At 44.0% G+C, this 15,028-nt stretch carries 12 protein-coding genes; 8 read left to right on the top strand and 4 right to left on the bottom strand.

Annotated elements, in window-relative coordinates; genetic code table 11:
- Window positions 1-21: 21 nt before the first annotated feature.
- Complete coding sequence (locus NDI35_RS01385) at window positions 22-2,139, bottom strand: WD40 domain-containing protein (protein WP_445311166.1); 2,118 nt, start codon at window positions 2,137-2,139, stop codon at window positions 22-24.
- Window positions 2,140-2,448: 309 nt separating this feature from the next.
- Here NDI35_RS01385 and NDI35_RS01380 point away from each other — a divergent pair, with 309 nt between their 5' ends.
- Entirely contained in the window at window positions 2,449-3,093 is a 645-nt protein-coding gene (locus NDI35_RS01380) for a peptidase M15 (RefSeq protein ID WP_445311165.1), read from the top strand.
- On the opposite strand, the gene NDI35_RS01375 is transcribed toward NDI35_RS01380, so the two are convergent.
- Entirely contained in the window at window positions 3,094-4,749 is a 1,656-nt protein-coding gene (locus NDI35_RS01375; protein WP_445311226.1) for a DNA repair helicase XPB, read from the bottom strand.
- Here NDI35_RS01375 and NDI35_RS01370 point away from each other — a divergent pair.
- Window positions 4,744-4,899: a hypothetical protein gene (locus NDI35_RS01370; RefSeq protein ID WP_445311164.1), complete on the top strand. Its 156-nt coding sequence runs from the start codon at window positions 4,744-4,746 to the stop codon at window positions 4,897-4,899. The genes NDI35_RS01375 and NDI35_RS01370 overlap by 6 nt on opposite strands.
- A 224-nt stretch (window positions 4,900-5,123) precedes the next feature.
- Here the strand turns inward: NDI35_RS01370 and NDI35_RS01365 are convergent, their stop codons facing one another.
- On the bottom strand, window positions 5,124-6,989 hold the full coding sequence (locus NDI35_RS01365) for a hypothetical protein (protein WP_445311163.1): 1,866 nt from the start codon (window positions 6,987-6,989) through the stop codon (window positions 5,124-5,126).
- A gap of 263 nt (window positions 6,990-7,252) precedes the next feature.
- Window positions 7,253-7,702, bottom strand: a complete 450-nt coding sequence (locus NDI35_RS01360; protein WP_445311162.1) for a hypothetical protein — start codon at window positions 7,700-7,702, stop codon at window positions 7,253-7,255.
- Between the two features lie 36 nt (window positions 7,703-7,738).
- Here NDI35_RS01360 and NDI35_RS01355 point away from each other — a divergent pair, with 36 nt between their 5' ends.
- From NDI35_RS01355 to NDI35_RS01330, 6 genes are all read left to right on the top strand, one after another.
- The gene (locus tag NDI35_RS01355) at window positions 7,739-7,864 is read left to right on the top strand and encodes a hypothetical protein (protein WP_445311161.1); all 126 of its coding nucleotides are present in this window, start codon (window positions 7,739-7,741) and stop codon (window positions 7,862-7,864) included.
- Window positions 7,865-8,106: 242 nt separating this feature from the next.
- On the top strand, window positions 8,107-9,531 hold the full coding sequence (locus NDI35_RS01350) for an aspartate ammonia-lyase (RefSeq protein WP_445311160.1): 1,425 nt from the start codon (window positions 8,107-8,109) through the stop codon (window positions 9,529-9,531).
- 174 nt (window positions 9,532-9,705) lie between these two features.
- Window positions 9,706-10,032, top strand: a complete 327-nt coding sequence (locus NDI35_RS01345; RefSeq protein ID WP_333357471.1) for a hypothetical protein — start codon at window positions 9,706-9,708, stop codon at window positions 10,030-10,032.
- Window positions 10,033-10,167: 135 nt separating this feature from the next.
- Window positions 10,168-11,127: an Npun_F2552 family protein gene (locus NDI35_RS01340; protein ID WP_445311159.1), complete on the top strand. Its 960-nt coding sequence runs from the start codon at window positions 10,168-10,170 to the stop codon at window positions 11,125-11,127.
- 705 nt (window positions 11,128-11,832) lie between these two features.
- On the top strand, window positions 11,833-13,092 hold the full coding sequence (locus NDI35_RS01335) for a glycosyltransferase (RefSeq protein ID WP_445311158.1): 1,260 nt from the start codon (window positions 11,833-11,835) through the stop codon (window positions 13,090-13,092).
- Between the two features lie 738 nt (window positions 13,093-13,830).
- Window positions 13,831-14,769 (top strand): class I SAM-dependent methyltransferase, encoded by a 939-nt coding sequence (locus NDI35_RS01330; protein ID WP_445311157.1) that lies wholly within the window; start codon window positions 13,831-13,833, stop codon window positions 14,767-14,769.
- The last annotated feature ends 259 nt before the right edge of the window (window positions 14,770-15,028 follow it).

Here is a 15,028-nt window from a genome sequence, read left to right as displayed (position 1 = left end):
TTTTCATCTTTCCCTCTTACTTCACCCATCACACCGCCAAATCTTGATACTCCCATCATTACTGCCACTAACCAGAGTGTTTCCATCCGGGCTAAAACAGACCGACTTAACCTTGGCTGAATGCCCTGTGAGAGTGAAAATTGTGTGTCCATTTTTTAGATTCCACAGTTTGATAGTGTTGTCTCCACTACCACTAGCAAGAATTTGTCCCTCCGGGCTGATGACAACGGAAAAAACCGACTCTGAATGCCCTGTGAGAGTGCGAATTTCCTGTCCGGTTTTCAGATTCCACAGTTTGATAGTGTTGTCTCTACTACCACTAGCAAGAATTTGTCCATCCGAGCTGATGACAACGGAAAAAACCGACTCTGAATGCCCTGTGAGAGTGCGAATTTCCTGTCCGGTTTTCAGATTCCAAAGCTTGATAGTATTGTCATAACTGCCACTAACCAGAGTGTTCCCATTCGGGCTGATAGCGACAGACCAAACCGAGTATGAATGCCCTATGAGAGTGCGAATTTCCTGCGAGTTTTTCAGATTCCACAGTTTGATAGTACAGTCTTGACTGCCACTAACAAGAGTTTCTCCGTCTGAACTAAAAGCAAGAGACCGAATTAAACCTGAGTGACCCTTGAGAGTGCTAATTTCTTGTCCACTTTCCAGATTCCATAGCTTAATTTGTTTGTCAGAACTTCCACTCGCTAAAAATTTTCCATTAGGGCTAATGGCAACGCAAGAAACCTCATATAAATGCCCATAGAAAGTACGAATCAGCTCTCCTGTCTGCAAATTCCAAATTTTGCTGCAATCTCCACTGCTATCACTAGCAAAAGTCTTGCCATCTGGACTGATAACTACGCACTTAACAGATGAGTTACCTACGCGATTAAGAGTTTTTACACATTTGAAGGAGTGAGCTTTTTTAATGATTTTTTCTTCTATTTGTTGTTGGCTTTTTACTTCAGATTTGGCAGATTCTTCTATTTGTTGTTGGCGTTTTGCTTCAGCTTTGGCAGATGCTTGAGATTGACCTTCAGCCTCTATTTGCTCAATTAGATTTTTCAACTCCTGTTCATACTGTTCTCGCTGTCGCCGCTGAATATCCTGAAGAATATCAAAATAAGGTTTCACCCACTCTTCTGCTAATCCATATTCAGCAAATTCATCCTTTAAATTAAATAACAAAGGCTCATAGCCGGGGTCAATATTGAGATAATACAAATCTGCTAAAAATCCCGCCAGTAACTTGTGAATTGCTACAATTAACTGCCGAATCATGCGGAGGGCTTTTTTCTCACTTACCCCAGATGCTAAAAGTGCATCTTTTGCCTCTTCCCAGTCAAAAACTTTGGTAGAAAACAGGGAGACTTCCTGATTATTCTGGAATCCCCAAAAGCCGACGCGAAAAGTTACCGCATAATCGCTGATATCGCTATATAAAATTGTAGTAGGAACCGGAGATAAAATTCGCTGCAAGCGTTCCACATCAATATCACCAATCGACTCAGTGAAATAGTCGCTATAAAACTTAACTGGGCGTAAGACATCCTGTTGAGGATAATGCTGTCTGAGAAAATCTCCCACACTTCTCATCTCAATTGGCAAATCTTCACAGAATGTTTCCGGGCATTGCTTGCTAATTTTGGGCGGTGATAGTAAGATTAAGAGGCGGTGTTGCTGCTGAAGTAAAATCTGCTTAGTTTCCTCTCGATTCAACTTAGAAAACCAAGTATCTTTATCCCAAATCGTTTGAATTTCAGCCAGCTTGACCTGAATATCCTTTGCTTGCAATTCCCGCATCAAATCCCGCTGCAAGGCTGCTAGCTTCACTCTATCTTGCTGTTCCTGTTCCTGCAACTCAAGGCGGCGTGCTGTTTGTGCTACTGTTAGCTTTAACAATTCCCGGTCTCTGGTATCTTTCGCCTTCGCATATTCTAGCATTTCTTGAGAATAACGCTGTTTGGCTCGCTCTATCTCAGTCGAATCAGATGAGTTATTGGGAGCGGGAAGCAGAATATCTCGGTACTTTTGAGATTGATTGCCGAAGGCTTCTCCTAGTTTGTGGCCGATATTTCTGGCGATGGGTGAGAGCACTCCCGATATGTAGGGAGCGATAGCGGCGATGATTGTTGGAAGCATAAATGTGGGTGAGGATGCGGTTATTAATAGTGTAGCAGGATGTTAGAGAGTATAATTCCGATGGTTGCCAGATATTCTGCACTTGTTGCTTTTTAGATTTAATTTCCTAATTGATACTCCTGGACGCAGAAACCAGGTTTTTTACGGACATACTGCATAACAATATTTTTAGCCTTTATCATGTAAAGTACCGCAGATGTGGTACAATTATCAGTTAGCTGGCTTCGCTTTTGGCTGCAACAATGCTTCTCAATTATCTGCCAGTGTTTAACATTAAGCTATTCACCTCTAATTGCTGTAGTTCATTCTATGAGAAAGCCACAAACTGTTAAAGCTTTGGAAGAGCTAGGACGGGTTCAACTCTCTAAGAGTTTTTTCATGCGTGAGTTTCTTTATTCAGAAATCTCTCAAATTGAAGGTATCCCTAACATTCCTAGCGATCCTGATTTGGCGATCGCAGCAGGAAAGAATTTGTGTGAGAGGGTGCTTGAACCCATTCAAGATGCGCTTGGTCGGATTAGTATCCGCTCAGCCTATCGTTCTTGTGCGGTGAACGCCAAAGGAGCAGAGAATAAAAATCAGTACAACTGTGCCAGTAATGAGTCCAACTATGCACAACATATCTGGGACGTAAAAGATTCACAGGGGTATATGGGAGCAACCGTATGTATTGTTGTTACATCATTCATCCCTTACTATGAACGCACTCAAGATTGGACAGCATTGGCATGGTGGATACATGACCACATTGATGCTTATGCAGAAATGACCTTTTTCCCAAATTATGCAGCGTTCAACATTAGGTGGAGCGAGAATCCTAATGTTTCAAAAACCATTTCTAGCTACGTAAGAAACCCGCACACTGGTAAGAATAGCGGGTATCTGACAAAGGAGGGGATGGATAATTTCTTAGGTTTGCATGAGCAGTTTTACCAAGAATTTATCGATCGCTAACTAACCTTCGCCTTGAACTTCTATGCGATAGTTGTAGCCCTGTTCGGTGAGGAATAGTTGGCGGTGTCGGGCAAAATCTTCCTCGCAAGTTTGTAGCGATACTAATGTATAAAAGCTGGCATTGTGTCCGTCGGCTTTGGGGCGGAGAATTCGTCCGAGGCGCTGCGCTTCTTCTTGGCGAGAACCATACTTTCCCGATACTTGAATCAACACATCGGCATCGGGTAAATCGACGGCAAAATTGCCAACGCGAGATAGAATTAATCCGGGAATCTCTTTGTGACGGAATGCTTCGTATAACCGATCGCGCTCTGACTGTTTTGTCTTCCCCGTAATCAGAGGCAATTCGGTAATTTTGGCGATCGCATCCAACTGTTCGAGATACTCACCAATAATTAAAATACGGTGTCCCGCCTCCTTTTGCAACAAACTTTGCACCACATCCAATTTAGCTGGATTTTCCGCAGCAATCCGAAACTGGCTGCGGCGGGGCGCTAGGGCATATTCCATTTTTTCCGCCTCATTTTGCGCGACGCGGATTTCCGTACAATTCGCAGTCGCAATAAATCCCTGTCCTTCCAATTCGCGCCAAGGTACGTCATAGCGCTTGGGCCCAATCAACGTGAATACATCGCCTTCTTTCCCGTCTTCGCGAATCAATGTCGCAGTTAAACCTAACCTGCGTCGTGCTTGTAATTCAGCAGTGATCCGAAATATCGGTGCAGGTAATAGATGGACTTCATCATAAATAATCAGTCCCCATGATTCCGCATTAAACAGCTCGAAATGCGGGAATTCATCATCTTTATTCGATCGATAACTTAGCATTTGGTAAGTCGATAGGGTGACAGCAGCCGTCTGTTTGGTGACACTGCTGTACTCAGCGATCGCATCCTCAGTTAAACTCGTTTTGTCTAATATTTCCCTGCGCCACTGGTGCACTGAAGTCAAACTGCTGGTGAGGATGAGTGTCTTTTGCTTTACCAAACTCATCGCTAACATCCCGACTATGGTTTTACCAGCCCCGCACGGTAGGACGATCGTCCCGCTTCCACCTTTTACCTCCCCGTCCTGATAGAATGCCTCTGCTGCTTCTTGTTGATAAGCACGCAACTTAAAGGGCAAATCCGCTAAAGTACGATCGCGCAAAGAAATCCCTAATTCGGCACCCTCCACATATCCAGCCAAATCTTCTGCCGGATAGCCAACCGCTAGTAAAGCTTGCTTGAGTACGCCGCGATTCCCGGCATCGACTTGAAAGCAAAGATCCGAGATGCGCTTGCCCAACATTGGTTTGACGCGATCGTCCCGTACCAGCAATTCCGCTAGGGGAAAATCGGCAATTCGCAGTTGTAAATCGGGGCTAGCCGCATCGATTCTTTCAATTACAGTTAATCCATACCGCGCCCCCAACAGTTCAATTTCCTGCGCTACGGACTCAGGAATGGGATACTTGGCATATTTTCGCAAAGCTGCGATCGCGTCTTCAACTGGCATTCCCGCCGCCCGCGCATTCCACACGCTGAGGGGCGTGATGCGATAGGTGTGGATGTGTTCGGGACTTTTGATTAATTCGGCAAAGGGAGCGATCGCTTCTCGCGCCTGTTGTGCTGTGGGAGCGTGAACTTCTAGTAAGATCGATCGATCGCTTTGCACGATCAAAGCATTTTCGGGAACATAATTCATAAGAAGAAGGAAGAAGGAAGAAGGAAGAAGGAAGAGGGAAGAAGGAAGAGGGAAGAAGGAAGAAGGAAGAAGGAAGACGGAAGAAGGAAGACGGAAGAGGGAAGAAGGAAGACGGAATAAGTTTGTTAGAACAGAAAAGTTTGGTTTATTTGCTCCAGTCCATGTTACAAGGTGCGTCGCGATTGAGATTGTCGATCTTTTTTTAGGATTTATCGCCAGCGACGCACCCTACAAATACTCAAAGTCCCCCTTTTTAAGGGGGATTTAGGGGGATCTGGACTCAGCTATAAACGAAAGATAAAAAGGTTTTCGGGTAATTTTTGACACTAATAGTATCAGGTGTACTATTTATCCCGCTGGGGTAAGACGTAGCCGACTTGCCGCAGGGCGTTGCGAAATTTAGTTTCCTGAGATAATGGAACTGCTAAAGTGCGATCGCCCGCTAGCTGACAGAATTTTTTGGTACGGGAATCATTGGCAATCAACACTGCTAAATGGGCGTTTGTACATTCGATTAACTTGACAGTTCCTGCATCTTGCAAACTATTCGATCGTTCTGTAACATCTGTCAGAAATTGCTGTACGGTTTCGGGTAGCGGTTCGATACTTCTTGTCTCTAAAACTTCTTTAAATTCTGCTAGCGGGTATCCGGCTTCAATGGCGGTAAATAGCTTTTGTCGATCGAGTTGCCAGACGACATCGGAAACTTTTTTAGCATAGAGATCGAGGACGATCGCATCTGATGTCGCGATGCCTTCTCCTGCTACAACAATATCTAAATTGGGCAGTACGCGGAGTGTTTGACGGAACTCAATTGCTGGCGGGGTGTAATTTTGAGTCAATCCCAAACAGTAAGCCCCCAAAGCTGTCAAGCGAAAAGATATTAAGCCGTCGTAGCGACTGAGAAATCTCAAATCGTCCGTTCCCCAAAGATCGTCAAAATCGCTGGGTAGGAGGGAGGGATCGGCATAGGCAACATCAATTATTCCCAGGGTAGCAACATACTCAAACAACAGGCAGCGCATATATCTTTCTTGCAGAATATGCCAATCGTGACTGCCCGAATATCCTAAGTTACCATACCCAAATTCAGAAATGTAGAGATTGTCGGGATCGCGCGTTACTTCAAACCGATTGCCCGTTGCCAACATATATCTGCTAAATTCGCTAAACAGAACCCATTTACCGACAGGACATTCTGCTAGCCTTGAGGCGATCGCCTCTCTCCGCCCCGCCACCGCTGTCATGCCGCGCGCGCCCTTGCCGGTTTGTCCTTTAATCGCATCAATGCGGCGAAATTCATCAAAAGTGTTTGTTTTTAACCAGCGCTTCCATGCTGTCTGTAATCCTTTGGCAGGTGATTCTTGCAAAGCTTTCTGTCCCGCTTTGGTCAAAACAAGCTTTTTGCCCGATAGTTCGGCGAATTTGCTCGCTTGGGCGATCGCGGCCCAAGCAAAGGATTTGATGTTACCAACCTCGTAGAATATATCGCCCTTTTCCAAGGTAGCTTGGCGCTGTTCGTCGTTATAAAAATCACCCCCTTGCAATACGGAGGCGATCGCTTTCAGAGTTGCGGCACCAGGTAATGCGGTTTTCTCACTAACGGCAACTTTGCCCGACTGAATCAGACGCAAAACTGCTTCCAAATCCTTTGGGGCTGCCCGTTCCATTTCAAAAATTGTCAAAGGAAGTTCGTACTCGGATACCTCTGTTTGAGATGTACGAAAGTTAGGTTTTTGTACACGAACAATAAAATTATCTGGCAGTACATCCCCAACCAGATTTAAGGGAGTTGCTTGAGGTTTTGGCACAAACTTCAGCAATTTTTCTTCAAGATCGTAGGGTATCGCAGCGCCGTAGAAGAACAAGCATAGTAGAGAGGGTTCTCGGTTATATCCATAGCGATCGCTTGTTCCCCAGTTTGGTTGTTGTCCGTATTTTGCCATAAATACATCGGCATCATAGCCACCACCTGACCCATGTATAACTTCCGCTACGGCCGCTTTTTGCAGGTCGTCTAATTGCGCCCAAACTTGCTTAAGTTTTTCTCCCTGCATTTGCTGTTTAATCCCAGCAACCAGGTCAGCTTTGCGGGTTAATTTGCGATCGCCCGACAACAGTGCATACAGCTTTTTTAAATCTTCAACAATTATTCCTTCGAGTGCCTCTTGGAGGGTAGTAACATCATCTAGGGTTTGGTAACGCGGCATAATTTTTGGCAATTCGCCTGCTGCAAAATTGTTTGTGCTACCAACTATAACAACTTTCCCCGATTTGGAACTTGAATTTTTGTTACAAATTTCCCGATTATGGTTTAATATTTATTGTTAAAGACACTCGACTTTTATCTGATAAAGTACAGAATTCGGCACTGTAAAAAACTCGGAATTACACCACTACTCTAGAACGTAGAGTGCGTCGCTACCAACAATCTATAAGCAGCTTGAATATCTCGTGGCGACGCACCATACAATTAGTTGATCGAAACTGATAGAGTGTAACTAGCGCCTCCTCGTTCTGTACCGACGACTATCTGATATTGCCCCGTCAGGGGCAATTCTCCAGACCAGCTTTTTTCTCCTTCAGCTACGGGGTTTGTATTCGGATCGACAACCTTAAAAGCAGCATTTCCCTCAACAGATTGAATCTCAACATTCATGGTTTGACCTTCTTTGGCGTTAATCAGATAAATCATGACTTCGCCGCGGGCTACTCCTCCTTTTACTTCCGCTGAACTAGAACCGCGCTTAAACTGAATCTCCTGCTGGCGCTGACTCATTAAAATCGCCGGTTTTTCCAGGCTGTTGGTGGCGGGAACATTGCGGGATACAGCTTTGACTGAAGCAGGAATAATTGCCAAGGCGCTTAAGCCGATTATCAAAATATTTAGCGGGTGTTTGAAAGTTTTTGCTGGTTTGTTCATGGGAGTTTAAGACTCTTGTGAAATGGATTTACTTGTATGATTATAGCTGACTCGCCTTGTCTTCGTGCGATCGCCCTTGTCGCTCAACTAATTTTAGCTTTGGCAAACTGTCAATCGATTGGAGATTTGAGATTTGAGATTGAACCCTCAGATGTGGGATAATTTTGTACGATCGGGACTTACGCATTACTGTAAAGTTGCCTGCGGGCGCAGAAAAGTAAGATCGCCCGTCAGCCGTGTTACCAAAAAAATTGCCAGTCCACGACGCACAAAAACCTTCAGAAACCGGGTTTATTGACAAAAAACTACCCTTTCAAACAGATGCCTCGACAAGAAACCCGGTTTCTGACCAACTGTGCGTAAGTTCTGTTTGCACAATTCCTAATTATCACAAACCCGACGATATGACTCAAAAGCCAATCGCAACCTATCGCACCGAAAGCGACTCGATGGGAGACAAACAAATCCCATCTAATGTCTACTACGGCATCCAAACCCTGCGCGCAGTTGAAAATTTCCCAATTAGCGGCATTAAGCCTTTATCAACATACGTTGATGCTTGTGTTTTAATTAAAAAAGCAACGGCGATCGCCAATGGCGAACTCGGCTGCATTCCCCAAGATATCAGTCAAGCAATTGTTCAAGCAGCAGATGAAATCCTAGCTGGCAAATTGCGCGATCAATTTGTAGTTGATGTCTACCAAGCCGGCGCCGGAACTTCTCACCACATGAATGTTAATGAAGTTCTTTCAAATCGCGCTTTGGAAATTATGGGCGATGAAAAAGGCAACTACAAGCGCGTTAGTCCTAACGATCATGTAAACTACGGTCAATCAACAAATGATGTGATTCCGACTGCGATTCGGATCGGCGGATTGTTGGCGTTAGAAAAGACTCTTTTTCCGGCTTTGTCGGATGCCGTAGTCGCCCTAGAAAACAAAGCAGAAGAATTCAAAGATATTGTTAAATCCGGCCGCACTCATATGCAAGATGCCGTACCGGTTCGACTCGGCGATACCTTCGGCGCTTGGGCGCAAATTCTCAGAGAACATACCTTGAGAATTGACAGGGCATCCGATGATTTGACATCGCTGGGATTGGGGGGAAGTGCGGCAGGAACAGGCTTAAATACTCACCCTGAATACTGTCAAAAAGTTGCTGAAATTCTCTCCGAATTAATCGACCACCCCCTGAAACCAGCAAAGCATTTAATGGCTGCTATGCAGAGTATGGCACCATTTGTAAATGTCTCCGGTGCACTGCGAAATCTCGCTCAGGATTGCGTTAAAATGTCCCATGACTTGCGTTTGATGGACTCCGGGCCGAAAACGGGTTTGAAAGAAATTCAACTGCCTCCTGTGCAACCTGGTTCGTCCATTATGCCGGGAAAATACAATCCTGTGATGGCAGAAATGACATCGATGGTTTGTTTTCAAGTTATGGGTTACGATAGCGCGATCGCCCTTGCCGCCCAAGCCGGACAATTAGAATTGAACGTGATGATGCCCCTGATTGCCTACAATCTCATTCACAGCATCGAAATTTTGGGCAATACCATCAGCGCATTGACTACACAATGCCTCGAAAAAATTGAAGCTAAGGGCGATCGGTGTCTCGCTTATGCTGAAGGTAGTCTCGCCCTCGTTACCGCCCTCAACACTCACATCGGCTATCTCAACGCCGCCGCCGTCGCCAAAGAATCTCTAGAAACAGGCAAATCTTTGCGACAAATTGTGCTAGAAAGGGGTTTAATGAGTGCAGAAGACTTGGCAAAAGTTCTAGATTTAGAGAAAATGAGTGCGATGCCAACATCTTCTGCTAACGTATAGGCGATCGCAGGTATCAGCTAGAAACTAGAAGGCTGAACTCGATTTAATTCTGCCTTCTGCCTTCTAATTTCTGCCTAATCCCTGTCACAGGTTAAAGTTAAACAATTCAGAATTCAATTTTTTTACATTTAATTCTGAATTTTTTTTATAGTCTAAAGTTTGGGAGCAACATTTATGCGCGCCGGTTCTTTTGGCAAATTAACTCAAGATAAAGAGAACACAACTCAAGTGACATTTCATTATGTGGAAGGTCACGCAGAAACCTTTACTCTTCCGATGCCTGCACAAGAATTCCAAGAGGAAGTGCTGAATTTGTTAAATCAACCTTGGTTGACTTTTCATTTAGCAGATCAAACGGTTTTTATCTGTACTGCCCGGGTAGTAAAAGTAGAAGTTAAACCTGCTATTCCGGCACTTCAAGGTCAAGGAATATTTTCTAATTCACTGCGAGTTAGTACCATGCAGCGGGCTGCAGTTGGCAGATTGCCGATGGATACTTAAACCGAGTGGCTAGTTAGAGGTAATGGGTAATGGGTAAGGATAATCGCTGACAATTTATAGCGAGGAAAAATTACCAATTACCAATTACTAATTACCAATTATCAATTACAGATTACCCATTACCAATTACCCATTATGTCGGCTGTTAGTTTAATTCGTGCCAATTCATACGATCGCCAAATCTTGCAAGCATCTTTAGAAAGTTTGCTCGCACCCTTGGGCGGAATCTCGGCTTTTGTCAAATCGGGCGATCGGGTTTTACTCAAACCCAATCTCCTCACCGGTTCTCGCCCTACAAAAGAATGTGTCACCCGCCCGGAATTGGTTTACTGCGTCGCTAAAATGGTGATTGAAGCGGGAGGAAAACCATTTTTAGGTGATAGTCCGGCTTTTGGTAGCGCTATGGGTGTGGCCAAAGCCAACGGTTATTTGCCACTGTTGGAAGAACTGAATTTGCCAGTAGTTGAGTTTCAAGGAAAACGCTACGAAACAGTCAGCGAAGATTTCAATCATCTGCGAATTTGCAAAGAAGCAATGGAAGCGGATGTAGTGATTAATTTGCCCAAACTCAAATCTCACGTTCAATTAACGGTGACCATGGGCGTGAAAAACTTGTTCGGCTGCGTCCCCGGCAAAATGAAGGCTTGGTGGCACATGGAAGCTGGCAAAGATAGCGCCAGATTCGGTGAAATGCTTGTAGAAACTGCCCGGGCAATTAACCCAAATCTGACGATTTTGGATGGCATTATCGGTCACGAAGGTAACGGGCCAAGCGGCGGCGAACCTAAGTTTTTGGGGATTTTGGCCGCGTCTGATGATGTGTTTGCTTTGGACAGAACTTTAGTTGAAATTATTAATGCTGATCCGGCGACGGTTCCCACTGTAGCTGCGGCGATGAGATTGGGACTGTGCTCGAATTTAGAGGATCTTGATTTTCCGCTTTTGCAGCCGGAAAATCTCAAGGTTTTGGATTGGAAGTTGCCGGAAAGCATGATGCCAATTGACTTTGGTATGCCCCGCGTGGTGAAGTCGGCTTTCAAGCACCTTTATATCCGGTTTATTAAAGAAAAGTTCAGCATCAAGGCTTCGCATTAGCCAAGAGAGAAGGGATAAAATTTCTTTTTTTTATTCCTTCTGCTTCGCCTTGAATTGTAAAGTAATATTATGTTACAACATATCTATTTATGTAAAGTTTTAATAAATTTGTTATAAATTTATGGTTTCAGTAGGTAGGCCAGATTAAACCGCATAATGTAACACTATGTAAACAGGTTTAAGTCAGCCATTAGAGAGCATTTGGAGACTTTGCCCTCGTTTACCTATGGGCGTTTTTTCGCGCCGACTTACTTAAAGCATTGGTCTCGCCTTATTCGCAGCTCGCCCTCATTCTTGCTAGCTAGAAGCAGTTAAACAATTTTACTTAAGTATAAATACTTATAACAGCCCTTATCTTAACCAAATTTATCCTAAAATTGCGCTCTTCTTTATAATTGACCGCTCAATTATAAAGATTGAGTAAAGCTCGGAAAAGGTTATTGACACTTCTACGTAAATCGCAGATGATTGCGAGATATCAAACAGACCTCACCTTGAATAATAAAGGTTTAATCCAGTTGCTGAATCAATCTTAAGTATTAGATATCTCCGAAACATAATCTGAAATGCTTCGCCTATCAGGCGGCGAAATTTCAATTAGGTAGATGTCTGTTATATAGAGCGCTCAACAGCCCTTGCCAAGGACACCTAAAGATTCACTACCGCATCAACAGTAAAAACTTAAAATCAGGAACTACCTCACCTATGCTTACTAACAACAATCTGACAATCGTACAGCCACTAAAAGCCAAGTTTTTGCCAAACAGTGAAGTTTTACTGACCCGGAAGTTAATAGAAGCAGTTGGTGAGTTAGCCACCTATTGGTCTGGTTCAATTACTGTGATCATGGAAGAAACGAAAGAAGACAACGACCAGATGGATGCAAAAATATTCAAACTTGATGAATTGCCATTCAAACTGGAAATAATTTCTTTTGATAAAATCACCCCAGCTTTACTACATCAGCATCAGAGTGCGCTGGTATTGGCAGCCCCGGAATACAGACAGAACCATATCAGTCAAGTGTGTAAAATAGCGGGAGTACCGTGTATTTATGTTTCCGAATACAGTCTGAAAACTCGCAAACAGATCGTGAATGTGAGTACGCGCAATCCCCTGATCCGCTTGCGGAGAATCATCTGGACCTACAGTCAGGAATATAAGCAGCGCAAGGCGATCGCAATGGCAGAGGGATTGCAGTGCAACGGCACTCCTACCTACGAAGAGTACAAGCATCTCAATCGCAATCCACAGTTTTTCTTTGACACGCGGATTAGAGAGGATATGTTAGCAACAGAAGCTAACATTGAAGGGCGCACTAAAAACCGCTCTCAAGATATGCCTCTGCGGCTAGTATTCTCAGGTCGCCTAATTAAGATGAAAGGAGCCGATCATTTACTTGAGGTCGCTAGAGAGCTCAAACAACTTAAGGTGAAATTTGAAATGTTCATCAGTGGTATTGGTGAATTAGAAGAGATGATGCACCAGCAAATAGCTGCCCATCAACTTAATGATTGCGTGAAAATGCTCGGAGTGCCTGACTTTAAAACAGAGTTTTTCCCCTTTGTCAAGAACAATATTGATTTGTTTGTTTGCTGTCACCGGCAGGGCGACCCTTCTTGTACTTACATAGAAACTATGGCTGGTGGCGTGCCGATTATTGGATATGCTAACGAAGCATTCCAGGGAATTGCAGAAATGTCGGAGGCAGGATGGGTGGTGCCAATGAATCAGCCTAAACAGATGGCGAAGAAAATTGCAGAACTCAGCCACAACCGAGAAGAAATTAAATCGATGTCGTTCAAGTCACTGAAGTTTGCTCAACAGCACACATTTGAGAAGACTTTTCAAGCTCGCATAAAACATATGCAGGCTATTGCCTACTCAACGCGGTCTAATCCAGTCACCGAAAGTCAAGTAGGTGATGCTCCAGATCTGGTTTTGGCATACAGTCAACAGCCTTAAGAATGCTTCTGCCTATGATTGAGACAGGTTTCATTAAGGTAGCCACGGAAATCGGAGGTCTTGTAAAGGCAATGGTTGAGGTGAGCGATCGCCATTAGATTTAGATGTTTTGTTTCAAACTTAATAGCATCAAAATCGATTGGGCGATCGCATTTCTTCCATAGGTTCTCAAATCTCATTTAACGGGTTACATTTTCTGGGCAACTACCAGATCCCACACCAACTCTAAAGCATTGAGCGACCAACTCATTTTCCTTTCCACCGGAACTGGCAAAACTAACAGGGATTTTAGTTGAAATCTTGTTAAATCAACTGATTCAGTATTTAGGTATATGCACAAATGCTTTTATTAGTATCATAGCCTAGGGACCTACCCTGTTTATAACTTAATATATCCTTGAATGATTGCTGAATTATTGACAATAGAACAACTTACTCACAGCCCGCTCGCGGCAGGTGTAGTTTGTTATCAAAAGTGACAAAGCCAGTTAAATGCGTTATCTTAAATTCGATGTTACCGGAAAACCACGCCTCAGCAATTGTATTCCCAAAACTTCATAAGTTTTAGGCATTCCTCTGCTGTATCTCGGATTCCGAAATTATCACGGGTACATCACGTCCCGGATTGCTCCAACATGAGTGGTTATTAGTACATCAAGTTCCTAAGTAAGGCCAACTAAAATGCAAAGTCAAACGTGCTTAAGCCCTACCGTCGCCTGTCCGATATCAGGACAGAGTATGAAACCGTGGCTATTCATACCCGGTGATTGGCGCAGACCTCGAAACAAAGAGTCATTTCAATTGTACTGGTGCCAAAAGTCACAACTTGGATGCGTTCATCCTCTACCCGAACTCAACAAAATCGCCAGCTTCTACGACATCGATGAGTATTATACTCATCATATAGACTTTACAGGCTTCGTATCTGCCTCTTCTATTTCCTTCTTCGATAAATTGCGTACCCATCTAGCTTGGCGTTTCGATCGCGGAGTAGATGTCACAAGTAAATGGTGGAAGCAACAGTTCGGGACTGCTTCCTCCTCGATCTTAGAAATTGGTTGCGCCAACGGGCACCTGCTGCAAGAACTGCAAGCAGATGGTCACAAAGTCTGGGGCGTAGAACCCGATCCACAAGCTTTGGTTTTGGCACAGCAGCGAGGTCTTAATGTATATGATGGTACTGCTGAATCTTTGCCTCCGGAAGTCAAGTCTAGACAGTACGACATAATTGTGATGAACCACGTACTCGAACATACCAGAGATCCTTTACTTGCACTCCGCAATGCCATGCAGTTGCTCGTGGATGGCGGCAAATTGGTGATGGAAGTACCAAATAACTCTTGTATTGGGCTGAAGTCATCAGGGATTGCATGGATGCATCTAGATGTACCAAGGCATTTGTATTTCTTCACACCGCAGAGCTTTCGCGCTATCTGTGAAAAAGTAGGATTTGAGATAATTTCTACCCAATTTAATGGCTACTATCGCCAATTTGACAACACTTGGATTAATGATGAAAGAAAAATTTTCCGTGTGTTCGATTCAATGGCATCTCATCAGATAGTAAAGCCCAAAGAAAACAGTAAGATCCAAGCTTGGAAGCTACTGCTAAAAACAATTTTTGCTCCTGATGAAAACAAGTACGATTCGATCCGGATTGTGGCACAAAAGCCATAGCCCGAGGGAGGGAAGGGCAATAAACTTTTGATTTGATTATCAAGTTTGGTTACACACTCCCCATACTTTTGCTATCCTCTGCGCTCATCGCCCATGCCAAGAGTACAGTCACACCAAATGCGACTATTGACCCAGCAATCCACCTGAGTCGATCGAGACTGACGCACAAAATTTGTATGTAAGGTGTGCAGTCCGCAGTTTACCACATAGATAATGTAAAAATTGTTTTCGGGCGTAATATCGTTTCCGGTTGCATCGG

This window comes from Microcoleus vaginatus FACHB-2002 (genome assembly GCF_040004035.1).
Classification (GTDB): Bacteria; Cyanobacteriota; Cyanobacteriia; order Cyanobacteriales; family Microcoleaceae; genus Microcoleus; species Microcoleus vaginatus_C.
This window is presented reverse-complemented; position numbering and strand designations above follow the sequence as displayed.

Coding starts and splice junctions, on each gene's coding strand:
- NDI35_RS01385 (WP_445311166.1), bottom strand. CDS start 2,139: ATGCTTCCAACAATCATCGCCGCTATCGCTCCCTACATATCGGGAGTG.
- NDI35_RS01380 (WP_445311165.1), top strand. CDS start 2,449: ATGAGAAAGCCACAAACTGTTAAAGCTTTGGAAGAGCTAGGACGGGTT.
- NDI35_RS01365 (WP_445311163.1), bottom strand. CDS start 6,989: ATGCCGCGTTACCAAACCCTAGATGATGTTACTACCCTCCAAGAGGCA.
- NDI35_RS01360 (WP_445311162.1), bottom strand. CDS start 7,702: ATGAACAAACCAGCAAAAACTTTCAAACACCCGCTAAATATTTTGATA.
- NDI35_RS01355 (WP_445311161.1), top strand. CDS start 7,739: ATGATTATAGCTGACTCGCCTTGTCTTCGTGCGATCGCCCTTGTCGCT.
- NDI35_RS01350 (WP_445311160.1), top strand. CDS start 8,107: ATGACTCAAAAGCCAATCGCAACCTATCGCACCGAAAGCGACTCGATG.
- NDI35_RS01345 (WP_333357471.1), top strand. CDS start 9,706: ATGCGCGCCGGTTCTTTTGGCAAATTAACTCAAGATAAAGAGAACACA.
- NDI35_RS01340 (WP_445311159.1), top strand. CDS start 10,168: ATGTCGGCTGTTAGTTTAATTCGTGCCAATTCATACGATCGCCAAATC.
- NDI35_RS01335 (WP_445311158.1), top strand. CDS start 11,833: ATGCTTACTAACAACAATCTGACAATCGTACAGCCACTAAAAGCCAAG.
- NDI35_RS01330 (WP_445311157.1), top strand. CDS start 13,831: ATGAAACCGTGGCTATTCATACCCGGTGATTGGCGCAGACCTCGAAAC.